The sequence below is a fragment of the Streptomyces sp. NPDC046727 genome (assembly GCF_040645635.1).
Classification (GTDB): Bacteria; Actinomycetota; Actinomycetes; order Streptomycetales; family Streptomycetaceae; genus Streptomyces.
Window position 1 is genome coordinate 1 of record NZ_JBEYYR010000007.1, and the last position, 24906, is coordinate 24906.

22 protein-coding genes and 2 pseudogenes are annotated in these 24906 nt (G+C 71.3%); 12 read left to right on the forward strand and 12 right to left on the reverse strand.

Annotation, left to right across the window (positions count from 1 at the left end; translation table 11 throughout):
- Positions 1 to 116, forward strand: a pseudogene (locus ABZ937_RS10445) (IS5/IS1182 family transposase); the annotation flags it as partial.
- A gap of 25 nt (positions 117 to 141) precedes the next feature.
- Here ABZ937_RS10445 and ABZ937_RS10450 read toward each other — a convergent pair.
- Together ABZ937_RS10450 and ABZ937_RS10455 are read right to left on the reverse strand one after the other, a co-directional pair.
- Positions 142 to 489: a hypothetical protein gene (locus ABZ937_RS10450; protein ID WP_361688609.1), complete on the reverse strand. Its 348-nt coding sequence runs from the start codon at positions 487 to 489 to the stop codon at positions 142 to 144.
- Positions 490 to 613: 124 nt separating this feature from the next.
- Positions 614 to 1048, reverse strand: a complete 435-nt coding sequence (locus ABZ937_RS10455; RefSeq protein WP_361688612.1) for a hypothetical protein — start codon at positions 1046 to 1048, stop codon at positions 614 to 616.
- 256 nt (positions 1049 to 1304) lie between these two features.
- Between ABZ937_RS10455 and ABZ937_RS10460 the strand changes: the two are divergent.
- A pseudogene (locus ABZ937_RS10460) lies at positions 1305 to 2054 on the forward strand (slipin family protein); the annotation flags it as partial.
- 22 nt (positions 2055 to 2076) lie between these two features.
- Here the strand turns inward: ABZ937_RS10460 and ABZ937_RS10465 are convergent.
- Positions 2077 to 3342: an MFS transporter gene (locus ABZ937_RS10465; protein ID WP_361688615.1), complete on the reverse strand. Its 1266-nt coding sequence runs from the start codon at positions 3340 to 3342 to the stop codon at positions 2077 to 2079.
- A gap of 78 nt (positions 3343 to 3420) precedes the next feature.
- Between ABZ937_RS10465 and ABZ937_RS10470 the strand changes: the two genes are divergently transcribed.
- Entirely contained in the window at positions 3421 to 4431 is a 1011-nt protein-coding gene (locus ABZ937_RS10470) for a DUF5937 family protein (RefSeq protein ID WP_361688618.1), read from the forward strand.
- Complete coding sequence (locus ABZ937_RS10475; RefSeq protein ID WP_361688621.1) at positions 4418 to 4918, forward strand: glutathione peroxidase; 501 nt, start codon at positions 4418 to 4420, stop codon at positions 4916 to 4918. The genes ABZ937_RS10470 and ABZ937_RS10475 overlap by 14 nt, the downstream gene beginning before the upstream one ends.
- A 118-nt stretch (positions 4919 to 5036) precedes the next feature.
- On the opposite strand, the gene ABZ937_RS10480 is transcribed toward ABZ937_RS10475, so the two are convergent.
- The 3 genes from ABZ937_RS10480 to ABZ937_RS10490 all read right to left on the reverse strand — a co-directional run bounded on the left by ABZ937_RS10480 (position 5037) and on the right by ABZ937_RS10490 (position 7260).
- On the reverse strand, positions 5037 to 5228 hold the full coding sequence (locus ABZ937_RS10480) for a DUF397 domain-containing protein (protein ID WP_201821208.1): 192 nt from the start codon (positions 5226 to 5228) through the stop codon (positions 5037 to 5039).
- A gap of 189 nt (positions 5229 to 5417) precedes the next feature.
- Complete coding sequence (locus ABZ937_RS10485) at positions 5418 to 6275, reverse strand: helix-turn-helix transcriptional regulator (RefSeq protein WP_361688624.1); 858 nt, start codon at positions 6273 to 6275, stop codon at positions 5418 to 5420.
- 229 nt (positions 6276 to 6504) lie between these two features.
- Positions 6505 to 7260, reverse strand: coding sequence for a GPP34 family phosphoprotein (locus ABZ937_RS10490; RefSeq protein WP_361688627.1), 756 nt, complete (start codon positions 7258 to 7260; stop codon positions 6505 to 6507).
- Between the two features lie 181 nt (positions 7261 to 7441).
- Between ABZ937_RS10490 and ABZ937_RS10495 the strand changes: the two genes are divergently transcribed.
- Complete coding sequence (locus ABZ937_RS10495; RefSeq protein WP_361689433.1) at positions 7442 to 10054, forward strand: D-alanyl-D-alanine carboxypeptidase; 2613 nt, start codon at positions 7442 to 7444, stop codon at positions 10052 to 10054.
- 211 nt (positions 10055 to 10265) lie between these two features.
- Positions 10266 to 12170, forward strand: a complete 1905-nt coding sequence (locus ABZ937_RS10500) for an MFS transporter (protein WP_361688630.1) — start codon at positions 10266 to 10268, stop codon at positions 12168 to 12170.
- A 34-nt stretch (positions 12171 to 12204) separates the two neighbouring features.
- On the opposite strand, the gene ABZ937_RS10505 is transcribed toward ABZ937_RS10500, so the two are convergent.
- Positions 12205 to 13047 carry a hypothetical protein gene (locus ABZ937_RS10505; RefSeq protein WP_361688633.1) on the reverse strand — a complete coding sequence of 281 codons (843 nt, stop codon included), beginning with the start codon at positions 13045 to 13047 and terminating at the stop codon, positions 12205 to 12207.
- Positions 13048 to 13137: 90 nt separating this feature from the next.
- Between ABZ937_RS10505 and ABZ937_RS10510 the strand changes: the two genes are divergently transcribed.
- The gene (locus tag ABZ937_RS10510) at positions 13138 to 13926 is read left to right on the forward strand and encodes an SDR family oxidoreductase (RefSeq protein ID WP_361688636.1); all 789 of its coding nucleotides are present in this window, start codon (positions 13138 to 13140) and stop codon (positions 13924 to 13926) included.
- A gap of 111 nt (positions 13927 to 14037) precedes the next feature.
- Positions 14038 to 15603 carry a sodium:solute symporter family protein gene (locus tag ABZ937_RS10515; RefSeq protein ID WP_361688639.1) on the forward strand — a complete coding sequence of 522 codons (1566 nt, stop codon included), beginning with the start codon at positions 14038 to 14040 and terminating at the stop codon, positions 15601 to 15603.
- Positions 15604 to 15619: 16 nt separating this feature from the next.
- On the opposite strand, the gene ABZ937_RS10520 is transcribed toward ABZ937_RS10515, so the two are convergent.
- Positions 15620 to 16735 carry an ADP-ribosylglycohydrolase family protein gene (locus ABZ937_RS10520; protein ID WP_361688642.1) on the reverse strand — a complete coding sequence of 372 codons (1116 nt, stop codon included), beginning with the start codon at positions 16733 to 16735 and terminating at the stop codon, positions 15620 to 15622.
- Between the two features lie 199 nt (positions 16736 to 16934).
- Here ABZ937_RS10520 and ABZ937_RS10525 point away from each other — a divergent pair, with 199 nt between their 5' ends.
- The gene (locus ABZ937_RS10525) at positions 16935 to 17444 is read left to right on the forward strand and encodes a DUF2165 domain-containing protein (protein ID WP_361688645.1); all 510 of its coding nucleotides are present in this window, start codon (positions 16935 to 16937) and stop codon (positions 17442 to 17444) included.
- On the opposite strand, the gene ABZ937_RS10530 is transcribed toward ABZ937_RS10525, so the two are convergent.
- The 3 genes from ABZ937_RS10530 to ABZ937_RS10540 are packed head-to-tail and all read right to left on the reverse strand — an operon-like array spanning position 17437 to position 21535.
- Positions 17437 to 18009: a hypothetical protein gene (locus tag ABZ937_RS10530; RefSeq protein WP_361688648.1), complete on the reverse strand. Its 573-nt coding sequence runs from the start codon at positions 18007 to 18009 to the stop codon at positions 17437 to 17439. The genes ABZ937_RS10525 and ABZ937_RS10530 overlap by 8 nt on opposite strands.
- A 49-nt stretch (positions 18010 to 18058) precedes the next feature.
- Complete coding sequence (locus ABZ937_RS10535; protein WP_361688651.1) at positions 18059 to 20644, reverse strand: bifunctional FO biosynthesis protein CofGH; 2586 nt, start codon at positions 20642 to 20644, stop codon at positions 18059 to 18061.
- A gap of 24 nt (positions 20645 to 20668) precedes the next feature.
- Positions 20669 to 21535, reverse strand: coding sequence for an LLM class F420-dependent oxidoreductase (locus ABZ937_RS10540; protein WP_361688653.1), 867 nt, complete (start codon positions 21533 to 21535; stop codon positions 20669 to 20671).
- A gap of 101 nt (positions 21536 to 21636) precedes the next feature.
- On the opposite strand from ABZ937_RS10540, the gene ABZ937_RS10545 reads away from it, so the two are divergent.
- Positions 21637 to 23043, forward strand: coding sequence for a CehA/McbA family metallohydrolase (locus ABZ937_RS10545; protein ID WP_361688656.1), 1407 nt, complete (start codon positions 21637 to 21639; stop codon positions 23041 to 23043).
- On the opposite strand, the gene ABZ937_RS10550 is transcribed toward ABZ937_RS10545, so the two are convergent.
- Positions 23036 to 23548 (reverse strand): PadR family transcriptional regulator, encoded by a 513-nt coding sequence (locus ABZ937_RS10550; protein WP_361688660.1) that lies wholly within the window; start codon positions 23546 to 23548, stop codon positions 23036 to 23038. The genes ABZ937_RS10545 and ABZ937_RS10550 overlap by 8 nt on opposite strands.
- Before the next feature lie 111 nt (positions 23549 to 23659).
- On the opposite strand from ABZ937_RS10550, the gene ABZ937_RS10555 reads away from it, so the two are divergent.
- Both ABZ937_RS10555 and ABZ937_RS10560 read left to right on the forward strand, forming a co-directional pair.
- A complete protein-coding gene (locus tag ABZ937_RS10555; RefSeq protein WP_361688663.1) occupies positions 23660 to 24229 on the forward strand; it encodes a hypothetical protein in 570 nt (189 codons plus the stop codon).
- A 281-nt stretch (positions 24230 to 24510) separates the two neighbouring features.
- The gene (locus ABZ937_RS10560) at positions 24511 to 24906 is read left to right on the forward strand and encodes a nitroreductase/quinone reductase family protein (RefSeq protein WP_361688666.1); all 396 of its coding nucleotides are present in this window, start codon (positions 24511 to 24513) and stop codon (positions 24904 to 24906) included.

The window sequence follows — 24906 nt, forward strand, 5'->3', positions numbered from 1 at the left end:
GGTGCATCAACAAGCTCAAGCAGTGGCGCGGCCTGGCCACCCGCTACGACAAGACCGCCACCATCTACCTGGCCGGACTCCACCTCGCCGCCATCTTCATCTGGTCAGCGAGGTGATCCGAAGGAAACGGCCTAGTCCGTGTCACCACTCCCACAGTTGCCAGAACCACCAGCCCCGCATGACCCCGTTCCTGGCGTAAGCACCTACCTTGAACCCCAGGATCTGGCCGTAGGCCGCTGTTTCCCACGGGTCGAACGTCACATCCGGCCCAAGGCCCACCTTGGTTGCGGACATGATCCCTACCTCTGCGTGCTCAGCCTCGTGGCGAGCGAGCCCCACATGGACGGTGACCGTCCAGCCATCAGGCGGAGAGGGGATGGGGAGCTTGTTGATTTGGACGTTCACCGTCTGGGTGGGATACGCCGTGTAACCTCCGCCGGAGTGGCTGGCGTTTATCACTCCGCCTTGTTCCCAGGTGAGCGTGGACATGGCAGACCTCCCTGAGTAGGCACATGATGAGGCTGGCGTGACCAGGCCATGTGTGCCACTTGGTATCTGCCAAACGGGTGACCAAACGGGTGGCCAATCGGACGTCGCCCGTGTCCCGGAGCGGTCAGGCTGCCAGAGGCAGGGCCGCCGCTATCGCGTTGCGGTCCTTGCGGCCGACCAGCGGGAAGATGATCTTCAGGCCCTGTTCGCTGTCCGGCGAGGAGACGACGAAGGACGAGTTGAGCAGGCGCTCCTTGATCTCCGTGCGGACGAGGCCGGCGCGTGGAATCGTCATCAGGTGCTCTTCCGGCCGGGCGAACGTCGGGTTCGCCCGGAAGACGAAGATGCGACGGTCGGTCATGGCCAGATACATGGGCGCCGGTGCCGGGATGACGGCCATCGCGCCACCGCTCATGATCGCCGAGGCGGCCGCGAACACGGCGGTCCGGCGCACCGAGACCGAACTCAGGTTCACGATGGTCGCCACCTCGACCTGCTCCCCGGGCTCGAGCATGGGGTCGATGGCCGCCAGCAGCAATCGGCGGCGCTTTCCGTTCACGTGCGTAACTCCTGCGAGGTGCGTAAGGACCGGATGCCGCAGCAGGGCCGGTGTGAGCTGTGGCCACACCTTGCCACACGCGGTCCCGGGCACCTCAAGCCCCTCTTCGTCCGGGCGGACGGCTGAAGCGACGCCTCCCCCGCCGGCCCGCGGCCGCCGGTGTTTCTTTACGTTTCCCTGATGCGCGGGCCGGATCCGGCCGGCCTCCCCGCGGTGTCCTCCCCAGTGTCCGGATCGCGTCGGAGAGGGGAGTGCCGTGGAAGGCACCGTCGTGGCAGTGGTGGTCGTCGTCGTTCTCCTGCTGGTCGTGCTGAAGAGCGGAATGCGGGTCGTCAATCAGGTGGAGCGCGGGGTCGTGTTCCGGTGGGGGAAGGCGCTGCCCAGCCACCGGCAGCCGGGCATCACCTTCCTGATCCCGTTCGCCGACCGGATGCGCAAGGTGAACGTGCAGGTCGTGACCATGCCGGTGCCCACGCAGGAGGGCATCACCCGGGACAACGTGTCGGTGAAGGTCGACGCCGTCGTCTACTTCCGGGTGACCGATCCGGTGCGCGCGGCCATCGAGGTGCAGGACTACGTCTTCGCCGTCGGGCAGGTCGCCCAGTCCTCCCTGCGGTCCATCATCGGCAAGAGCGATCTCGACGACCTGCTGAGCGACCGGGAGCGGCTGCACGAGGGGCTGGCGCTGATGATCGACAGTCCGGCAGCGGGGTGGGGCATCCACATCGACCGGGTCGAGATCAAGGACGTACAGCTCCCGGAGTCGCTCAAGCGGTCCATGTCGCGGCAGGCCGAGGCCGAGCGGGAGCGGCGGGCCCGGGTCATCACCGCGGACGGTGAGTTCCAGGCCGCGCAGCAGCTCGCCAACGCCTCCCGGATCATGTCGGACACGCCCGAGGCGATGCAGCTGCGGCTGCTGCAGACGGTCGTCGAGGTGGCCGCCGAGAAGAACAGCACGCTGGTGATGCCGTTCCCGGTGGAGCTGCTGCGGTACTTCGACCGGGCCGTGCAGAAGATCGACGCCGATCTCAGCGTGCCTCGGCCGGGTTCCGAGCAGCACCCTCAGGCCCCGTCCCCGTCCCCGTCCCCGTCTCCCGACCCGGCTCCGGCTCCCGCTCCCGCTCCCGCTCCCGCTCCGGAGAACGTCGAGCGGCCGTAGCCAGCGCCAGCGTCACGCACGCCGAGCCCGCCGCCATCGCGGTCATCGCCGCGGCGGGCGAGGTGAACTGGGCCACCGCGCCGGCCAGTGCCGCGCTCGCCCCCTGCAGGGTGAGCATGCCCGCCGAGTGCAGGCCCAGGGCCTGGCCGGCCAGTTCGTCGGGGGTCAGGGCCATGAGCCGCTCCTGCTGGACCAGGCTCGCGCCGAAGCCCACGGAGGCCACCGTCACGCACACCGCCGCCACGGGCAGCGGCGGGTACACGCAGAACAGCACGAACGGCAGCGCCAGGAGCAACAGCAGCGGGGTCGCCAGGCGGGCGCGGACGGCGGGCGGGAGCAGGCGGCCCACCGTCACGTCCCCGGCGAGCATGCCGAGCGCCCCGCACGCGAACAGGGTGCCGGCCGCGTGCGGGGCGTACGACACGTAGAGCGACTCGCAGCCGACGACCATCCCGTTCGGCAGCCAGAGGCCCAGATAGGTGAGGCGGCGCGGACGGGACGACCACAGCAGGGCGTTGGTGCGCCAGGTCGCCGACGGCGAGGGGCGGCCCAGCGCGCGGGGCGGCCGGGCGGTCAGGCCGAGGCGCAGGACGAGCGCGGCCGTCAGGTACAAGCCCGCGGACAGGAGCAGACAGGCCCGCGGGGAGAGGGTGGCCAGCAGGGCGCCGCCGGTGGCGAAGCCGGCGATCTGCGTGAGCCCGCTCATCATGTTGAACAGCGAACGCCCGGGCAGATAGCCGTCCTTGGCGAGGATCTCGTTCAGCAGGCCCCAGCGGACCCCGCCGCCGAGCGAGGCGACCAGCCCCAGCAGGAGTACGACGGTGAAGAGCGCGCCGGTCGGGAGGCCGGGCAGCGCCTGGGCCGCCGTACCGGCCGCGAACGTCAGCGAGATCGCGGCCAGGGTCGTGCGCGGGGGCAGGCGGTCGGCGCCGGAGAGCAGGAAGGTCGCGCCCAGCACCTGGGCCAGCGACGGACCGAACATGCTCACCGCGGACAGCAGCGGGGAGCCGGTCGCCCGGTACACGAGCGTGGCGAGGGCGAGGCCGCCGACGGTCTGCGCGGCGGTCTGGGCGGCCGAGCCGAGGAAGAGCGGGGTGAACTCCGGGGTGCGGAACAGGGATCGGTAGCTGGGCATGGTCCGGAGTCTCGGCCGGACCGCAGGGGGCTCGTTATTGTTTCGCCGGCACGCGAAAGGTCGACCGGGGCGGGGCTCATGGGGTGGTGGCAGCTCAACGCGGACACTCTCGCCCGCAGCCGGTTCGTCATCTCGCCGCTCGCCGAGACCTTCGCCTGTCTGAAGCTGCTGCACGCGGGGCAGGGGGCGCATCCGGGTGAGCACGCGTGGCTGGGTGCCCATCGGCCCGCCTACCGGGCCCGGCTCGCGGCCGACCCCGTGACCGCCCTGCTGGTCCGGGCGGGGCTGGGGCGGGAGTGGATCGCCGACTTCCTCACCCCCACGCCCCGTGGCGGGGAGAGCCTCGCCGAGGAGGTCGCCCGCGTGCGCGCGGCCGCTCCCGGTGCCGCCCGCGCCCATCTGCGGACCTCCCTGGGCGGGCCGCTCCCGGACGAGCTGGACCGGGACGACCTGCCCGAGCGGGCGGCCGGGCTGCTGGAGTGGGTGTGGGAGGAGACCGTACGGCCGTCCTGGGAGCGGCGCCGGCGGGTGCTGGAGGCCGATGTGGTCGCGCGGACGGCGCGGGTGAGCGAGGGCGGCTGGGCGAGTGTGCTGGACGGGCTGCGGCCGGGCGGGACACGGTGGCTCGGGGACAGCCGGTTCCAGGTCAACCTGCACGAGTATCCGCCCCGCGAGATCTCCGGCGCCGAGCTGGTGTTCGTGCCGGTGACCGCGCAGCGCTCGGGGTGGGTGTCCTGGGAGGAACGGGAACGGTACGCCGTGGTCTTTCCCTGCTCCGGCGTCCTGGCCGGGGCCGGGGGCCGTGCGGTGCCCGCGGGGCTGGGCGCGCTGATCGGGGCGGCCCGGGCCGGGGTGCTCGTGCTGCTCGGCTCCCCCATGAGCACCAGCCAGCTGACCGCCGTGACCGGGCAGGGCCTCGGCTCGGTGGGGCGGCATCTGAAGGTGCTGCGGGAGGCGGGGCTGGTGGAGCGGCGGAGGTCCGGGCGGTCGGTGCTGTACGTGCGGACGGGCGCCGGTGACGCGCTGGTCGAGGCCGGGCGGCAACGGCGCGACCCGGCCGGGCTAGCATCCGGGCATGACGACTGCTGACCACAACGTGCTGAATGTCGAGATCGGGGCCCTCACCGGCGGCTCCGCGAACCTGCCGCAGTACGCCGGCAAGGCCGTGCTCCTCGTGAACGTGGCCTCCAAGTGCGGGCTGACCCCGCAGTACACGGGCCTGGAGAAGCTCCAGGAGCGGTACGCCGAGCAGGGCTTCACCGTCCTCGGCGTGCCCTGCAACCAGTTCCTCGGGCAGGAGCCCGGCACCGCCGAGGAGATCGCGGAGTTCTGCTCGGCGACGTACGGCGTGACCTTCCCGCTGACCGAGAAGGTGGAGGTGAACGGGGAGGGCCGGCACCCGCTGTACGAGCGGCTGGTCGGCTTCGCCGACGCCGAGGGGCACACCGGGGACATCCGCTGGAACTTCGAGAAGTTCCTGATCGGCCGGGACGGGCAGGTCGTCGCGCGGTTCTCGCCGCAGACCGAGCCTGAGTCGGCCGAGGTCGTCACCGCGATCGAGGCCCAGCTCGGCTGAGCGGGGCATCCGGAAAAGGGGAGAGCCCTCTCGGCTAGGACGGCGACTGGTCGAGAGGGCTCATCTGGTGGTGCCTGGTTCCTGTGCAGTTGGTACGGCCAGGGTCAGGGAGAACCCCTTACGCCTTGACCGAGGCCACGAAGGCGTTCCACGCGTCGGCGGGGAAGGCCAGGATCGGACCCTCGGAGATCTTGGAGTCGCGGACGGCGAGTTCGGCGGCGGTGGGCGACTTGACCTCGACGCAGGCGCCGTTGCCCGCGGAATAGGAGGACTTCATCCACGTCTCCGAAGCGCCCTGAATCAGTGCCATGTCCACTCCTGTTGCGAGTTGCAGTAGTGCGGTTCACGCCAACCATGTCGTCTGATTGGCGTGATCGACGCTACCGGGCAACTGCGGCCGACGGAGTAGTCGTTCACTCAACCGGATGGCATATTCCAGGTGTGCCTTCCACTGAAGCCGACCGACGGTGTACGATCCCGCGCCCTCTGTGACCTCGCCTCAGTCGGCGTACTTTTTTGCCACATCTGAGATGTATTGCCGGGATGCCTCCACATTGAGGGACTGTGCCCGCAGATGCTCGTACATCACGGCGTACTTCTGCACGTCCTGCGCCTTCTCCAGGTACAGGTCGCTGGTGACGCCCTCCAGGTACACCACGCTGGAGTCGGCGGCGTCGGCGAACTCCAGGATCGCGTACTGGCCGTTGAGCCCCGGGTGCGCGCCCACCTCGAAGGGCAGCACCTGCACGGTGACGTGCGGCAGCTGGGACATCTCGATCAGGTGCTCCAGCTGCTCCCGCATCACCAGCGGGCTCCCCACGACCCGGCGCAGGGACGCCTCGTCCAGCACCACCCAGAGCCGGAGCGGGTTGATTTCGGCGGTGATACGTTCCTGTCGGCGCATCCGCACCTGGACGCGCTTCTCGATCTCGGCCGTCGACGTCTCCGGCAACGCGCCCTGCACCAGGGCCTCGGCGTACGCGCGGGTCTGCAACAGGCCGGTCACCAGCTGGGGTTCGTACACCCGCAGCGACTCGGCGTCCGTCTCCAGACCGATGTACACGCTGTACGGGATGTCGCCGAAGGTGTGCCACCACCCCTGCTGCCGCGAGTCCCGCGCCATCTCCATCAGCGAATCGACGATCCGCTGGTCCTCGACCTCGTACACTCCGCACAGGTCGCGCACATCGCGCTGACTGATGCTTCTCCGGCCGTTCTCCAGCCGGCTGATCTTCGACTGCGACACGAGCAGCCGTTCTGCCACCTCTTCGGCCGTCATGCCCTTGAGCTCGCGGAGCCTGCGCAGCTCCTGGCCCAGCCGGCGCCGCCTGACGGTGGGATTGACATTGGACGCCACGGGACGTGCACCTCCGGCTGCCTGCCTGTCACTTAACACTTTGCGTATCTGCTGTTGAGCAGACTGCCACCAAGGTGCTTTCTACCGCTGGGAAACGGAGGATATGCGACGCCCGCTCGAACTCCTGTCCTCCCGCACGCAGTCGAGCGGGGCGGCGAGACCACAGGGTCTCGCCGCCCCGCTCGGACCAGCGGCTCCCGAACCGGGTCTGTGGGGACCGGGGTACGGCTCAGTGGGCCACGGCGCGTGCCATGGACCCGCGGTGCGGCTGCATCGGAACCCCGCGTACGGGTTCCGTCGCGGGCCTGGCGCCGGGCGCGGCCTGCCGGCCGGCCGAGGCCGGGCCCCGGCGCGGCTGGGCCGCCGCACCGTTCTGCACGTCCATGACGGCGTGGGCGACGAGCCCGCCCATGGGATCGTGCCGGATCAGATCCCGCAGCCGGGACCGGGACGACCGTCCCTCGTTCCCCGGATACAGGTGCTTGCCGAGCCCGACGGCGTGCGCCAGGGCGGCGAGCGCCGCGGTCCGCGGGTCCGGCGGCACGCCGGTGCGGATCGCGGAGTCCAACCGGGTGCGGATCTCCCGGCTGATGGCGGTGTCCGTCGCCTGGTAGCGCGTCGTCGGCAGCACCCCGCACATCTGACCGGCCACGGCGGCGACCATGCCGCACCGCTCCAGATGCGAGAGGTAGGTCTGCCTGAGCCCCAGCCGGGGCCCACCGATCCAGTGGACGGCACGCACGGGAGCGCCACGCCTTCGCAGCAACTCCAATGCGCAGTCCAGAGTCGGATCTCCTGTCGGCCGTGGCACCACCACGGCGATACGATCCCCGTCTGGGGCTATCCGTCCGGCCAGCGCCAGCTCCACTAGCTGTGCACCGGCCAGACCGAGGTCGAGCGACTGCGGCTGTGCAGTGGTACCCGTGGCCGGGTCCAGTGCCAGCAGCAGAAGCTCCTCCGGAAGTGTTCTGCGGCTCCTGCCCATCCATGCCTCCCCGCGTGGATGAATGACAGGGTGACCCCTCTCACATTGGTCTGTCGAGGGTGCGTGACCGGTTCGTGAGGGAACCGGCAGGTATGTCGTTCTCGTCTACCACAGGGGCCAAGCCCTCACACAGGACACTGGTACATGGTTCGGACAGGGCGCACACGTGGGCGTGCGACGCATGGAGGAGGCATCGGTGGCGGGCGAGTCCCCCGACAGGTCGAAGCAGCGCGAGTCGTCGGCGGAACCGACGTCGGGGAGCGCGGGTTCGGTTCCCGAGGCGCGCGATCCGCGCCTCGCGGTGTCCCGCGAAAAGGATTCCTCGGGCGGCGGCACGGACACGGCGACGAAGGTCCTGACGGTACGACCCGAGACCCCGGCCGAGCCGGAGGAGCCGGCCGACACCGACAACTCCGCGGACTCCGCCGAGGACACCGCCCTGCGCGCGGCGGTGTCGGCGTGGGTACGCGAGCCCCGAACCAACACAACTGCAAAGCCCTCCGGGAAGACCGAGGCGGCAACTGCGGGTGCCGGCAACGAGGCTGAGCAGACGTCTGACGCGGAGGCGGAGGCGGGGGCCGAGACTTCGTCCGGCGCGAGCACCGAGGCCGACACCGGCGCGGGCACGGGAGCCAAGTCCGAGGCGGACATAGACACGAAGTCCGATGCCGACGCGGACGCCAAGGACGGGGCCAAGTCCGACGCGCCCGCGAAGGAGCGGACTGGCGCCAAGAGCAAGGCGGGTGCCACCGCTGACGCGGGCACCGAGGACGAGGCGGACGCCAAGGCCGGCGCCGACACCGAGGGCACGGCCGACGCGGACGCGAAGGACGAGACGGACGCCGAGAGCAAGACGGGCGACAAGGCCGACGCGGACACCGAGGGCAAGGCCGGCGCCGACGCCAAGACCGGCGCGAGCGCCAAGGCCGGCGCCGGTTCCGAGGCCGACGTCGAGTCCAAGGCCAATGCGCATGCGAAGGACAAGACGGACGCCGAGAGCAAGACGGACGACAAGGCCGACGCAGGCACCCAGGACGAAGCCGACGCGGACGCCGAGGGCAAGGCCGACGCCGACGCCAAGGGCGACGCAGATGCCCAGGGCAAGGCGGGCGCGGGCGCCAAGGCCGGCGCCGGTTCCGAGGGCGACGCGGGCGATGGCGCAGCCGAGGCGGAGGACGAGGACGGGTCCGCGGACGCCGATGGCGGGGAAGGGCCGCAGGGGCCACCTGCGGGCGGAGCGGGTGGGAAGACGGGGGCCGACGGCGAAGCCGAGGCGCGGGTCGATCAGCCGACCGCCGTCTTCAAGGCCGTACAGCCGAAGAAGCCCGCCGTGGACCAGCCCACGACCATGCTCAAGCTCGGCGGCAAGCCCAAGCCCCCCGAGTCCGAGTCCGAGCGCACCAGCAAGTTCGTCGCGCTGAAGGACGACATGCGCCCGGCCGGCAAGGCCCCCGCACCGGACGCCACCACCCCCGTCCCCCAGGTCGGCCCCGAGCGCACGACGCAGCAGCCGCTCCCGCCCAAGCCCCCGCTGGACCTGCTGGCGGAGCTGACGAACACGCCGCCGCCCCCGGAGACCCCGGTCCGCACGATCGTGCGCCGGGTCAAGATCTGGACCCCCCTGGTCCTGCTCCTGGCGATCATCCTGGCGGTCGTACAGGCGGTGCGACCCCTGCCGGCCCCCGCGCTCGCGCTCACCGCGGAGGGCACCTACACGTTCGACGGCAGGACGAACCTGCCGTGGCCCGGCGAGGGTCAGGGCTGGATCGACGGCGACGGCATCGGCACGATGGGCAGCTTCGGCAAGCAGACCCCCGTGGCCATCGGCTCCGTCGCCAAGACCATGACCGCGTACATCATCCTGCGGGACCACCCGCTGAAGCCGGGCGAGGAAGGCCCGAAGATCAAGATCGACACGACGGCGGAGAAGGAGGGCGGCTACAACAAGGCCGGTGAGTCGACGCTCGACACCGTCCAGGCCGGTCAGTACCTCACCGAGAAGCAGGCCCTGTCGGCCGTCCTGATCCCCTCCGCCAACAACATCGCCCGGCTCCTCGCGCGCTGGGACGCGGGCTCGGAGGCGGCGTTCGTGAAGAAGATGAACGCCACCGCCAGGGAACTGGGGATGACCCGCACGACGTACACCGACCCCTCGGGTCTGAAGGAGACCACCGTCTCCACCGCCGAGGACCAGGTGAAGCTCGGCCGCGCGTTCGTGAAGGTCCCGGCCCTCGTCGCCATCAGCAGCGCGGCCAGCTGGACCGACCCCTCCGGCAAGTTCTGGCCCAACTACAACGAGCTGCCGTACAGGATCGGCGCGATCGGCATCAAGACCGGCAGCACCACCAAGGCCGGCGGCAACCTGCTCTTCGCCTCCCGCAAGAAGGTCGACGGGAAGACGGTGACCCTCGTCGGCGCGATCCTCGGCCAGCACAAGAAGGAGATCCTCAAGACGGTCAACACGGTCAGCCAGACCGCGCTGCTCGCTGCGCAGTCCGCGCTGACCTCGTCGAAGATCCTGAAGAAGGGCGACGTCGTCGGGTACGTGGACGACGGGCTCGGCGGACACACCCCGATCGTGGTCACCGAGGACGTCACCGCGGCCGGCTGGCCCGGGCTGAAGGTGGACCTGTCCTTCTCCTCCGGGACCGTGCCGCACACCGCGAAGGCCGGCACCAAGGTCGGCACGCTCACCGTGGGCGACGGTTCGTCCGGTGCGGTGAAGGTTCCGGTGGCCCTGCAGAAGGATCTGGCCGAGCCGGGTCTCGGCGCCAAGCTGACCCACCTGGGCTGACCCGTCCGGGCCGACCGCCCGCCCCGAGCCCACCGCGCACCCCGTCGTCGGAGCACCCACCCGGGAGCCCCACGGCGGGGTGCGTGCTAGCGTCACGAAACGGGGCAGGTCGCCGGTCCCGGGACAGGGCCGCGAAACTGGACGGGAAACGGCCGGGGACACCGAGGGACGCGGCCGAGAACAGAAGACGGGATACGGGGAGTGCCTTCAGGTGGCCACAGCGGAGCCGACACGCGCCGACGACGCCGATCCGGGCCTGGGATCCAGCCCGCGAATACGCCTGTCCACGACGGACACCGCGACTGAGCCGCGGGCCGGCGCGACGACCGGCACCACGGCGGGCCGGACGCGGACGACGACCGACACGGAGAGTCGCGATCCCGCGGCGGACAGCTCCGACGGACGGGCCGCCCGGCTGCTCACCGCCCTCGAACCGCTCCGGCAGCGGCTGCTGCGACACCCCGCGCTGTCGATCACGGCGCTCTCCGGAGTGCTGCACATCATCTGGTTCTTCACGTTCGCGAACAGCGGCGGCGATCTCGCGGCCCAGGACGCGTGGGCGGAGTTCGTCGGCCGGCACCCGGACTCGGCGTACAACCTCGCCTGGTACGGGGGCATGCACCCGGTGTCGTACAGCGTGGTGTCGCCGTATCTGATGTCGGTCCTCGGTGTCCGTACGACGATGATGATCGCCGGGACCCTGTCGGCGGGCCTGCTGACGATGGTGCTGATCCGCAGCCGCGCGGTGAAGAACCCGCTGTGGGCCTCGCTCGCCGGTGTCTTCGCGTTCCTGTGCAACGCGATCTCCGGCCGGGTGACCTTCGGGCTCGGCACGATGTTCGCGCTCGGCGCGGTCGCGGCGGTGTTCTGCTGGCCGCACCGGTGGCGGTTCAAACGCTGGGCGAAGGCCCTGGTCACCGCCCCGCTGGCCGCGCTCGCCACGATGGCCTCGCCGGTCGCGGGGCTGTTCGTCGGCCTGATCGCGGCCGCGCTGTTCCTGCAGAAGCGGCGGCCGGGCGCCTGGGCGCTGGGGCTCGCGCCGTCGGCGGTGGTCGCCGTCTCCGCCTGGCTGTTCCCGTTCTCGGGCACCCAGCCGATGGGGATCGGCTCGGTGATCATGCCGCTGCTGTACGGCCTGCTGTGCCTGTTCCTGGTGCCGAAGAAGTGGGTGACCGTCCGGCTGACGGCCGCCGTCTACAGCGTCGGTGTCGTCCTGGTGTGGCTGATCAGTTCGCAGATCGGGTCCAACATCTCGCGGCTGCCCATGCTGTTCGCGGGCGCCACCCTGATCGCGGCCCTGCCGTACACCGTGCCGAAGTCCCGCAAGTGGTACCTGACCGTGCTGGCCTTCCTCGGCTTCGTCGGCTGGATCGGCTTCAAGTCGGTGGACGACATCATCCACACCACCCCGGCCGCGTCCTGGGCGCGGGAGCTGGCCCCGCTCGTCCACGAGCTGCAGAAGGACGGTGCCGAGAAGGGCCGCGTCGAGGTCGTCCCGGCCCGCTCCCACCGCGAGGCCTCCGCGCTCGCGCCGTACGTCAACCTGGCCCGCGGCTGGAACCGGCAGGCCGACATGGAGCGCAACCCGCTCTTCTACGACGACACGCTCAACTCGGCGACGTACCACGAGTGGCTCCAGCGGTGGGCGGTGCACTTCGTGGTGCTGCCCAAGGACAACGTGGACGGGGACGGCGGCGAGCGCGAGCTGCTGCGGCGCGGTATGCCGTATCTGAAGCAGATCTGGGGCGACACCAACTGGCAGCTGTTCAAGGTGACCGATCCGGCGCCGCTCGCCGAGCCGAACACGGTGGTGGACAGCGCCGACCAGGGCGAGATGACGCTGCGGGTGCGCAAGGCCGGGCGGGTACTGATCCGCATCCCGTACTCGCCGTGGCTGAGCGTGGTCGACGAGCACGGCAAGAGCGTGAAGCCACCCCAGGCGTCGTCCGGTACGCCGAAGACGTACCGGAACGTCAACGGATGTCTGATGCAGACGGAGGAGGACGCGAACGGGGACAAGTGGACCGTGCTGCTCGCTCCGCGGGCCGGGACGTACCACCTGGCCTCGCCGTACCAGCTGCCCCGCGGCACCCCGTGCCCGGACGCGCTGAGGTGAGACCGCCGGGCACCCGCCCGCCGGCCCCGCACCGTCAGCCGCGCAGCTCGGTGACGTACGTGTCCGTGCCCGGCACCGTGGGAAGGAACGGTGCCACCAGTTCCACCCTGCCGAGGCCGGACTCGGCCACCTGCTCGTCCAGCCCGCGGAAGTGCTCCTCCCAGCACTCCCGCGGGTCCCGTTCCAGGAACCAGAGCAGTGTGAGCCGGGTGTCCACGCCCTCGACCTGCTTGACGTAGGTCATGCGGTCGCCGGGCAGGGGCGTGGGCCGGAAGACCGTCACCATCGCGGCCGGGGAGCCCGCCGCCCGCCCGGGCAGGTGGCGGGCCCGCAGCCACTCCAGCAACGGCGCCCGGTGCTCCGCCGACTCGGCGTCGATCACCTCCAGGACCAGGCCCGCGTACGGGTGGTCGAGGGCGTGGAAGTCCCGGGGACCCGCCGCGCCGTCCCGGTACACGGTCGCCTCGTGGTCCTGGAAGGCCGTGAAGACGTGGGTCCGGTCCTGGTACACGCGGGCGTCCCGGTTGAGGCGCTTGTTGATGGCGACCGTCCACTTCATGTGGTCGTCGTAGCGGCCGGCGGTGATCCAGTAGGTGGAGAGGTAGCAGCCGGCGGTGACCGGCTGGGCGATCGCCGACTTCTCCGGGTAGCGCAGGAGCTGCAGCTCCCTCGTCGCGACCCAGCGGCGGCCCGCGTACATCCAGGGCATGGCCATCGCGCCGGCGTAGTAGTGGTCGTCCTCGTACCAGCGGTTGTACGCGTACTCGTGGCCGGGGTGCGGCTCGACCATGGTGATCAGGGCGTGGCCGGGGCGGACGCCGTACGGTCCCACGGCGGCCAGCTCGGCGTACTGCTCGGTGCGGGTGTCCTCGCTCATGCGGTTCCCCTTCCGTCCCCTTCCGTCCTCCTGCCGACCGCCATACTCTGACGCTCCGTCAGACAATGCGCCAGAGCCGGGAGGAAGCCCATGTCACTGCTCGCGGGCAAGACCGTCGTCGTCTCGGGCGTCGGAGCGGGGCTCGGCCATCAGGTCGCGGCGGCCGTCGTACGGGACGGCGGGAACGCGGTGCTCGGGGCGCGCACCGAGGCGAACCTCGCCAAGAGCGCCGCCGGCATCGATCCCGGCGGCGCGCACACGGCCTACCGGGCGACCGACATCACCGACGAGGGGCAGTGCGAGGCGCTGGCGGCGCTGGCGCGGGAGCGGTTCGGCGCGATCGACGCGGTGGTGCAGGTGGCCGCCTGGGACTCGTACTTCGGCGGGCTGGAGGACGCCGACTTCACGACCTGGCAGGGGGTCCTGGACGTGAACCTGCTGGGGACGCTGCGGATGACCCGGGCGTGCCTGCCGGCGCTGAAGGCGCGCGGGGGCGGGTCGGTGGTGCTCATCGGGACCCAGTCGGCCGTGGCCGCGCCCTCCCAGGTGAAGCAGGCCGCTTACGCCGCGTCGAAGGGGGCGCTGACCAGCGCGATGTACTCGCTGGCGCGGGAGCTGGGGCCGTACCGGATCCGGGTCAACACCGTGCTGCCGGGGTGGATGTGGGGGCCGCCGGTGCAGGCGTACATCCAGTTCACCGCGCGGACGGAAGGGGTGCCGGAGGACGAGGTGCTGGCCCGGCTGAGCGAGCGGATGGCGCTGCCGGAGCTGGCCACCGACGGGGACGTGGCGGACGCGGCGGTGTTCCTGGCCTCGGACCGGGCGCGGGCGATCACGGGTCAGTCGCTGCTCGTGAACGCCGGGGAGCTGATGAGGTGACCTGATGCTGTTCATGGACATGAACAAGGGTCACCACAACGAACAATTTTACCGCGACTTGACCTTCCCCTTGCTTGTCGCGTTCATGTGGGCGCACTCACGATCGGGCACATGAACAGTCTCGACTGGGCCGTGCTCATCGGCTACTTCGGTGTGATGGTCGCGATCGGCGTCTGGTCGCACAAGCGCGTGGACAACGTCTCCGACTTCTTCACGGCCGGCGGCAAGATGCCCTGGTGGCTCTCCGGCATCTCGCACCACATGTCGGGCTACAGCGCCGTGATGTTCACCGGGTACGCGGGCATCGCCTACACCTACGGCGTCACCTCCTTCATCACCTGGTCCTTCCCCATCGCGCTCGGCATCGCCATCGGCTCGAAGCTCTTCGCGCCGCGCATCAACCGGCTGCGCTCCAGGCTCCATGTGGCCTCCCCCCTTGAGTACCTGAAGAACCGTTACAACCTGCCCACCCAGCAGGCGCTCGCGTGGTCCGGCATGCTGCTGAAGATCGTGGACGTGGGCGCCAAGTGGGCGGCGATCGCCACCCTGTTGTCGGTGTTCACCGGGATCTCGCTGAACCAGGGCATCCTCATCACCGGCGCGATCACCGCCGTCTACTGCACGATCGGCGGCCTGTGGGCGGACGCGCTGACCGAACTCGGGCAGTTCGTCATCCAGTTGCTGGCCGGCATCTCAATGTTCGTCGCGGTCGTGGTGAAGCTGAACGACAAGGACATCGGCTTCCTCGGCGCCTGGAACGAGCCCGCGCTGCACGGCCACGGCAAGCCGCTGGTCGGCCCCTACGGCACGGTGTTCCTGCTGGCGTTCCTGTTCATCAAGCTCTTCGAGTACAACGGCGGCATGCTGAACCAGGCCCAGCGCTACATGGCGACGGGCAGCGCCCACGCGGCCGAGCGCTCGGCCCGGCTGTCGGCGGTCCTGTGGCTGGTCTGGCCGGTCGTCCTGTTCTTCCCGATGTGGATGTCCCCGCTGCTGGTCCACGCGCAGAAGCCGGACGGCTCCGACTCCTACGCCCTGATGACCGAACAGCTGCTGCCGCACGGACTGCTGGGCCTGGTCATCGTCGGCTTCTTCTCCCACACCATGGCCATGTGCTCCTCCGACGCGAACGCCATCGCGGCGGTGTTCACGCGGGACGTGGCGCCGGTCCTGTCGGCGAAGGCACGCTCCTGGAGCGAGCGTTCCGGCCTGATCGCGGCCCGGGTCACGACGGTCGTCTTCCTCGGCCTGTCCATGGCGGTCGCGACCCAGGTCAACTCCCCCGCGTTCAAGGACATCATCACGGTCGTCATCAAGTGGGTGGCCGGACTGATGGGCCCGATCGCGATCCCGATGATGCTCGGACTGCTCCGCCCGTTCCGCCGTTCCGGCCCGACCGCTGCGCTCACCAGCTGGGCGGCGGGCCTGCTGGCCTTCTGGCTGGTCAACTACCCCATCAACGGGAACGTCGACGGTGGCGTCCCGCTCCAGTACCAGGTCTCGATCCCGCTCGCGGTCTCCCTGGTCCTGTACATCCTGATCGGCTGCCTCAAGCCCGAGGACACCCCGGAGCGGCTGGCGATCATCGAGAAGGTGAACACGGACGGAGACGCGGGCGCTGCGCGCGCTGTGCCGGTGACCGCGAGTGCCGGGGACGATGTGGTGGGAGCGCCGTAGGGGTTGCTGTCTCGGCTCAGGCCCGCGGATAGCGGGCCAGCCAGCCCGGTGACGAACCGGCCGGGCCGTGCAGTGCCGGGCCCTGGGTCATTTCCATCGCGAAGTCGTCGGCCAGTTCCAGGACCGTGGGGCGGCCCTCCAGTTCGGCCAGCCAGGCCGGCGGGAGGGCCGTCTCGCCGTGCAGGGCGCCCAGGAGGCCGCCGGTGAGGGCGCCCGCGGCGGCGGAGGGGCCGCTCTGGTTCACCGCCAGGCACAGTCCGTGCCGTACGTCCTCCCCCACCAGCGCGCAGTACACGGACGCGGCCAGCAGCCCGTCCGCCGTGCCGTCGCCGGCCAGCTCCTCCACCCGGGCCGGGGTGGGCATCCCCTGCCGTACGGCGCCGAGGGCGTGCTGGAGGGCGTCCGAGACCGGCTGGTGGCCGGGGCGGGCGGCGAGCAGGGCGAGGGCCCGCTGCACGGCGCCGTCCAGGCTCTCGCCGCGGGCGAGGCCGTGCACGATCACGGCGTACGCGCCCGCCGACAGGTAGGCGAGGGGGTGCCCGTGGGTCTGGGCGGCGCACTCCACGGCCAGCTGCACGACCAGCTGCGGCTCCCAGCCGACCAGCAGCCCGAAGGGCGCCGAGCGGGCGACCGCCTCCGGCCCCAGCTCCCCCGGGTTCTTCGGGGACTCCAGCGTGCCCATGGTCTCGTCGCCGAGCCCGATGAGCAGGGCGCGGCTCGGGTCCCGGCGGGCGTACAGCCACTCCTCACGGGCCAGCCAGCCGTCGTCCTTGCGGCGCTCGTCGGGCCCCCAGTCCCGCTGGGTGGCCGCCCAGCGCAGATACGCCCGGTGCAGATCGGTCGGCGGGTGCCAGGCGCCGGTGTCGCGGCGCACCTGGGCGCGTATCAGCCCGTCCACGGTGAACAGGGTCAGCTGGGTGTGATGGGTGACCGTGCCGCGCCGGCCGTGCCCGAAGGCCAGGTCGAGCAGCCCCTCGCCGCCGTACGCGGCCCGGATCTCCTCCAGGGCCAGCGGGTCGGCCGGCCCGCCCAGCGCGTCGCCCACCGCGACCCCGAGCAGTGTGCCGCGCACCCGGCTGCGGAAGTCCTGCTGCTCACTACGGCCCCAGACGGCGCCGGACGTCGCACTCACCAGACCTCCCCACGACACCGTCCGCCTGTACGACGTCCAGCACTGTAATCGACCGGGAACGGCCCGTTCAGTGGGACAAACCTGCCTCGACGGGGCATTGACGGCCGAGTGGGTCAGCCGTACGGGGTGACGTTGCGGACGTAGTCGCCTGCGGGGCGGGGTAGTTGCCCTCTCCGCACAAGCGGGAAGAATCGCAGGCATGACCACCACCCCCACACGTCACACCGGCCACAGCCTGGCCGCCGGTGTGCTCACCGGCATACTCGCCCTCTACATCGCCCTGGTCGCCCTCGGGAACATCACCGACTTCGGGACCAACCAGCAGTTCGTACGCCATGTGCTGGCGATGGACACGACGTTCAAGGACGACGACCTGATGTGGCGGGCCGTCACCAGTACGGGCCTTCAGGACACCGCCTACGTCGCGATCATCGCGTGGGAGACGGTGGCCGCGCTCGTGCTGATCTGGGGCACCTGGTTGTGGGTGCGGCGGGATCACGACCGGGCCCGGCGCATCTCCACCTACGGGCTGCTGATGCTGCTGCTGCTCTTCGGCGCCGGGTTCATCGCGATCGGCGGCGAGTGGTTCTCGATGTGGCAGTCGAAGACGTGGAACGGACTGGACGCGGCGACCCGGGTGTTCCTGCTCAGCGGGGTCGCCCTCATCGTGAATCACCTGCCGGGCGGCGGCCGGCGGGACGCTAGTTGACGACCGCCACCTTGGTGCCCTGATCGCCGAACGACCACAGCGCGGCTCCGTCCTCCTTGTGGAGGCGGATGCCGCCCAGCTTCTGGCCGTTCGCCGGTGGCGGCGAGGCGCCGTCCAGGGCGTTGGAGAAGGCGACGTTCACGCCGGACACCTTGGTGAAGTACATGACGTGCTCGATCTCCACGCCGTCCGAGCCCTTGAGGGACTGGGTGCGCAGGGTGATCGAGTAGCGGCCGGGCTGCGGGCTCACCGTGCCCGGCCACACCGTGAACGTGCGGGTCGCCCTGCCGGTCGCGTCGACCAGCCACACCCGCTTCTCGCCGAGCGAGTAGACGATCCGGCGGCCGTCGCCGGACGCGTCCGGCAGGGTGGCCGCGTCCGGCGCCTTCGGGGCCAGGGACGCGTGCGGGCTCGCCGACGCCGACGGGCGGGGGCTCGACACGGCGGCCGTGGGATGCGGCCCGTGGTCCGCCTGTACGGCGAGGGCGACGACGACCGCGGTCGCCCCCGCCGTCAGACCGGTGACCCAGGCCCACGAGGGCAGTAGGGCAGCCACGGGACGCATCTCCTCCGCTACGGGGCCCCGTCCAGGATCGGGGGTCGGATCATCGTACTCAGTCCAGGACCGGCAGCAGATCCGGCAGGTGCCCGTCGGACGTCTCGGCGGCCCGCCGCCGCTCCTCGGGGACCTCTCCGTAGAGCGTGGTGCGCGGCCTCGCGGGCCGGCCGGCCGCCTCCGCCACCGCGACCAGGTCGCGGACCGACTTGTACGAGCCGTAGGAGGAGCCCGCCATGCGGGAGATCGTCTCCTCCATCAGCGTCCCGCCGAGGTCGTTCGCGCCGGAGCGGAGCATCTCCGCCGCCCCCTCGGCGCCCAGTTTGACCCAGCTTGTCTGGATGTTGGGGATCCAGGGGTGGAGGAGCAGCCGGGCCATCGCCGTCACCGCCCGGTTGTCCCGCAGGGTCGGGCCGGGACGCGCGATGCCGGCCAGGTACACCGGCGCGTTCGTGTGGATGAACGGCAGCGTCACGAACTCGGTGAAACCGCCCGTCTCCCGCTGGATCCCCGCCAGCGTGCGCAGGTGGCCGAGCCAGTGCCGGGGCTGGTCCACATGCCCGTACATCATCGTGGAGGACGAGCGGATGCCCAGCTCGTGCGCGGTCCTGATCACCTCGATCCAGGTGGCCGTGGGCAGCTTGCCCTTGGTCAGCACCCAGCGGACCTCGTCGTCCAGGATCTCCGCCGCCGTGCCCGGGATGGAGTCCAGGCCCGCCTCCTTGGCGGCCGTCAGCCACTCCCGGATCGACATGCCCGTGCGGGTCGCGCCGTTCACCACCTCCATCGGGGAGAAGGCGTGCACATGCATGCCCGGGACGCGCTCCTTGACCGCCTTCGCGATGTCGAAGTACGCGGTGCCCGGCAGGTCCGGGTGGATGCCGCCCTGCATGCACACCTCGACCGCGCCCACGTCCCACGCCTGCTGGGCGCGGTCCGCCACCTGCTCCAGCGAGAGCGTGTACGCGTCGGCGTCCGTGCGCCGCTGCGCGAAGGCGCAGAAGCGGCAGCCGGTGTAACAGACGTTGGTGAAGTTGATGTTGCGGGTGACGATGTAGGTGACGTCGTCGCCGACCGCCGACCTGCGGACGTCGTCGGCCACCCGGCACAGCGCGTCCAGCGCCGGGCCGTCGGCGTGCAGGAGGGCCAGGGCCTCGGCGTCGGTCAGCTTCGTCGGGTCGTCGGCCGCCGTGCGCAGGGCCTGCCGGACGTCCGCGTCGATGCGCTCCGGGGCCATGCCGGGGGCCGCCGCCTCGCGCAGGGCCTCCCAGTCGCCGTACACCTCGTCGAAGTCGGCGCGCCGGTCGGACGTACGGCCCTCGGTGTCGATGGACGCGTGCAGGTCGGTGCGGCCGGTGGCGGTGAACATCTCCTCCGGCTCCTGCCAGGGGCGGCCCTCGACCGTCGCGTCCGGGCGGGCCAGGCCCGTCTCGGGGTCGGCGAGGGCGGACACGTGCGGGCGCAGCCGCGGGTCCAGCCAGGGCTCGCCGCGGCGCACGAACTCCGGGTACACGCAGAGCCGTTCGCGCAGCTCGAAGCCGGCGGCACGGGAGCGCTCGGCGAGCTCCTCGATCTGCGGCCAGGGGCGTTCCGGGTTGACGTGGTCGATGGTGAGGGGCGACACCCCGCCCCAGTCGTCGATGCCGGCGCCGATCAGCCGCTCGTACTCGGCGTCGACGAGGTTCGGCGGGGCCTGGAGGCAGGCGCTCGGCCCCATGATGTGCCGGGCGACAGCCACCGTCGCGACCAGCTCGTCCAGTTCGGCGTCCGGCATGCCGCGCATCGCCGTGTCCGGCTTGGCGCGGAAGTTCTGGATGATCAGCTCCTGGATGCCGTGGTAGGCCCGGGAGATCTTGCGGAGCGCGAACAGGGACTCGGCGCGCTCCTCGTACGTCTCGCCGATGCCGATCAGCAGGCCGGAGGTGAAGGGGACGGAGGAACGGCCGGCGTCCTCCAGGACGCGCAGACGGACGGCCGGTTCCTTGTCCGGGGAGCCGTGGTGCGGACCGCCGGGCTCGGACCACAGGCGGGTGGCCGTGGTCTCCAGCATCATGCCCATGGAAGGGGCGACGGGCTTGAGCCGCTGGAAGTCCGTCCACGTCATCACGCCCGGGTTGAGGTGGGGCAGCAGACCCGTCTCCTCCAGGATGCGGATGGAGATGGCGCGGACGTACGCGATCGTGTCGTCGTAGCCGTGCGCGTCGAGCCACTCGCGCGCCTCGGGCCAGCGGTCCTCCGGCTTGTCGCCGAGGGTGATCAGGGCTTCCTTGCAGCCGAGGGCGGCACCCTTGCGGGCGATGTCCAGCACCTCGTCCGGGGACATGAACATCCCGTGCCCCGAGCGGCGCAGCTTGCCGGGCACGGTGACGAACGTGCAGTAGTGGCATTTGTCCCGGCACAGCCGGGTGAGGGGGATGAAGACGCTCTTCGAGTACGTGATGACGCCGGGCCTGCCCGCCGCCTCCAGGCCCGCGTCCCGCACCCGGGCGGCGGAGGCGGCGAGGCCGGTCAGATCCTCACCGCGGGCCTGCAGGAGCACCGCCGCCTCGGCGACGTCGAGAGTGACGCCGTCCCGGGCGCGTTTGAGGGCGCGACGCATGGAGTTCTCGGTCGGGCCGGTTCCGGAGGTCGCGGAAGTCGTCATCTCTTGAGCATACGTTCGCGCTGATCACGACCGGGGCGTGCCGCCCGGCAGAAGGGGGGCGTAGGCGTCGAGCGCGCGCAGCACCTCCGCCTCCCCGGCCGGCGGCAGCTGCACCACCACCTCCTCGATGCCCAGTTCGGCGTAGTGGGCGAGCTTGCCGGGGGTGGGCTGCACGGCGTACGGGACGACCTGGAGGGCGGCCGGGTCGCGGCCTGCGTCCGCCCACACCGAGCGCAGCACGGGCAGCGACTCGCCGAGCCCGCGCCCGCCGATCGGCAGCCAGCCGTCGGTGTACTCGGCGATGTGCGCGAACAGCTTGGGTCCGGCGGCCCCGCCGAGGAGCGTGCGGGGGCCGACGACCGGGCCGCGCGGCTTCCGCACGGGCTTGGGGTGCGCGAGGCTGGCCCGTACGCTGCCGAACTCCCCCTCGTACGCCGTCGGTTCCTCGCTCCACAGCGCCCGCATCAGCGCCATCCGGTCCCGCACCAGCTCCCGCCGGGTCCGCCAGGCCACGCCGTGGTCGGCGGCCTCCTCCACGTTCCAGCCATAGCCGAGGCCGAGGGTGAAGCGCCCGCCGGACAGGTGGTCCAGCGTGGCGATCTGCTTGGCGAGGTCGATCGGGTCGTGCTGGGCGACCAGGGTGATACCGGTACCGAGGCCGAGGCGCTCGGTGACGGCGGCGGCCTGGCCGAGGGCGACGAAGGGGTCGAGGGTGCGGCCGTACTCGCGGGGCAGGTCGCCGCCGGCGGGGTACGGGGTGGTGCGCTCGGTGGGGATGTGGGTGTGTTCCGGGAGGTAGAGGCCGGAGAAGCCGCGTTGTTCCAGCTCGCGGGCGAGGCGGGTGGGGGTGATGGTCTCGTCGGTGAGGAAGATCGTGACGGAGATACGCATGGGGCATCATACCGACTGGTCGGTAGCCCGCCAGAGGGTCGTGCGCCGGAGTCGCGTTTTGATATGTCCCGAGCCCCTTCACGGCGCCTACCGTGGCCCTTGTGACGAGCTTGCGCGGCACTCTCGCACCGGGCTCCCCGGACTACGTCTACCTTCCCATCGAAGTCCCGCCGGGAACCGGCGAGTTGAAGGTCTCCTACACCTACGACAAACCCTCCGTCCCACCCGGCACCCTGGGCAACGCCCTCGACATCGGGCTCTTCGACGAGCGCGGCACCGAACCCGGCGGGCGGGGGTTCCGGGGATGGTCGGGAGGTGCCCGGAGCGAGTTCTTCGTGCGCGCGGACGAGGCGACACCCGGGTATCTCCCCGGTCCGCTGAACCCCGGCACCTGGTACATCGCGCTCGGGCCCTACACCGTGGCGCCGCAGGGCCTGTCGTACGAGGTGACCGTCACCCTGACGGAAGGGACGACCGGAAAGACGCCCGAGCCGGTGTATCCGCCCGACCGGGCCCGGGGGCGGGGGCGGGACTGGTACCGGGGCGACTGCCATCTGCACTCCTGGCACTCCGACGGCCGCCGCACCCCGGCCGAGATCGCGGACCTGGCCCGCGCGGCCGGCCTGGACTTCATCAACAGCTCCGACCACAACACGAACGCCTCGCACGCCCACTGGGCCGACGCGGCCGGCGACGACCTGCTGGTGCTGCTCGGCGAGGAGGTCACCACGAGGAACGGGCACGTCCTGGCGCTCGGCACCGACCCGGGCACCTTCGTCGACTGGCGCTACCGGGCCCGGGACGGCCGCTGGGCACACTTCGCGCGGGCGATCCGCCGGGCCGGCGGTCTGGTCGTACCGGCGCATCCGCACGCCGACTGCGTGGGCTGCGGCTGGCGGTTCGGGTTCGCGGAGGCGAACGTCGTGGAGGTGTGGAACGGGATGTGGACACCGGACGACGAGGTGGCCCTGGCCGCCTGGGACGCCCTGCTGGTCACCTCGGTGCGGGCCGGCCGGGGGTGGCTGCCGGCGATGGGCGACAGCGACGCCCATCGCGACCCGGACGTGGTCGGACATCCCCAGACGGTCGTGCTGGCCGAGGACCTGACCCGGCAGGCGGTCCTGGAGGGTCTGCGCGCCGGGCGGTCGTACGTGGCCGAGTCGAAGGCCGTCTCCCTCGCCCTCACCGCGACCGCCGACCGGGGCGGGGAGTACGGGGGCGGACAGGCGGGGATCGGCGAGCGGCTGACGGCCCCGGCCGGGACCCCGGTGACGGTCCGGCTGGAGGTCGCGGGCGCCCCGCGCTGCTCGGTCCGGCTCGTCACCGACCAGGGCGTGGTGTTCACCGGCGCACCGCTGCCCGTCTCGGGCAGCGGTGCGGTGGAGTGGCGCACGAGCATGGCCCACGCGGCCTACGTGCGGGCGGAGTTGCGGCACGAGACGGCCCTGGGGCCGGTGCCCGGCGCGATGGCCGCGTTCACCAACCCCGTGTTCCTCACCGCTACGTGATCTGTTCCGCCGCCCACTCGGCCCACTCCCGTCGCATCGCGTTGAAGCGCAGGCCGTACTCCAGGGCGATCCGGCCGTAGACCGAGAGGCTGTCGTCGTCCCAGTCGATGGAGTCGTGGAGCTGCCGCAGCCGCTCGTGGCTCTCCGCGGACATCTCGATCAGCTCGGTCAGATAGCCGCGCGCCTGCTCGGGCCGCAGCACGCCGAGGAAGAAGACGCGCAGCAGGATGTCGCTGCGGGTGTTGCGCTGGGGTGCGACCTCGGTGAGCCAGTGGCGCAGTTCCGCCATGCCCTCGCCGGTGATCTCGTACTCCTTGCGGCCGCGCGGGCCCTCGGCGGCCACCGTGATCAGCCCGGCGCCCGCCAGCTTGGTCAGCTCGGTGTAGATCTGGCTCTGGGTCGCCGGCCAGACGTTGACCAGCGAGGTCTCGAACGTCTTCAGCAGGTCGTAGCCGCTGGCGCGTCGTTCCGAGAGCAGGCCGAGCAGCGCGTGTCTGAGGCTCATGCTCCCACCTTACCTTCCACAGTTGACATGTCGAGCGTAGACCTTCTACTTTTGACATGTCGGAGGGGGAGTACAGACCGCCGACCCAGACTCAACCAACCGGGGGACCCCATGTCGTACCTGCGCACCTTCCTGCCGTGGATCGTCTTCGCCGTCATACCCTCGCGGGACTGGCAGTGGGGCGCCCTGGCCGCCCTGGTGGCGGCCGTCGCGATCATCGCCCTGGAGAAGCGGTCCGGCGCCGGCTTCGACGCGCTGATCATCGAGACGGGCTCGGCGGTCTTCTTCGCCGTCCTCGCCGCCGTCGCCTTCGCCGACCCGCACTCGGGCGTGCACGGCTACTCCGCCGCCCTCTCCTCCGGCACCCTCGCCGTCATCGCCGGCGTCTCGCTGGCCATCGGCCGGCCGTTCACCCTGGGCATCGCCAAGCGCACGACCCCGCGCGAGCACTGGGGCCTGAAGCCGTTCATCCGGACCAACGTCGTCATCACCGCCGTCTGGACCGCCGCGTTCGCCCTGACCGCCGTCGTCCTCGCCGCCCTGGCCCACGCCGGTGACGCCCACTCGACGCCCGCCACCCTCGTCCAGATCGCCGGCTTCGCCGTCCCGATGGTCTTCACCGTCCGCTACGTCACCCACGTCCAGGCGAAGTCCGGGGCCGCCGAGCAGGCGGCCCGGTAATCCCGCCCGCGCCCCGGCCTCCGGTGTGCCGGCGGCCGGGGCGGCGCCGCTCGGCCCGTCGCACAGCACGGCCGCCGGCCCGGACATACCGGACCTGACCGTGCAGCCGCCCGAAGACGCGCCCGTCAGGCTCCCCCGTTGCGCTGGATCACGGCCGCGCGGGAGGCTGACACGCGTCGGTCGTACGGCCGTCCACGCATCCCATGCCCCGCACGGGGCCGCCACACCATCCACGCGGGGCGCTCCCACCCGTGCCTGGAGAGAGCAGGAGAGCCGCAGACATGTCAGGCCGCGCAGACCGCAAGCACCGTCTCGTGACCCGCTTCCAGCGGTATGTCGCGAACCCGCTCAACCGGCGCCTGCCGTTCCAGACCCTGCTGGAGACCACCGGCCGGAAGTCCGGTCTGCCCCGGCAGACCCCGGTCGGCGGACGCCGGGTCGGGAACTCCTTCTGGCTGGTGTCCGAGTTCGGCCTCCGGTCGCAGTACGTGCGCAACATCCAGGCCGACCCCGCGGTCCGGGTCCGCCTCGCCGGCCGCTGGCACCACGGCACCGCCCACCTCCTCCCCGACGACGACGCCATGGCCCGGCTGCGCGCCCTGCCCCGCTTCAACAGCGCGGCGGTACGGGCGTTCGGCACCGACCTGCTGACGGTACGGGTGGACCTGACGGACTGA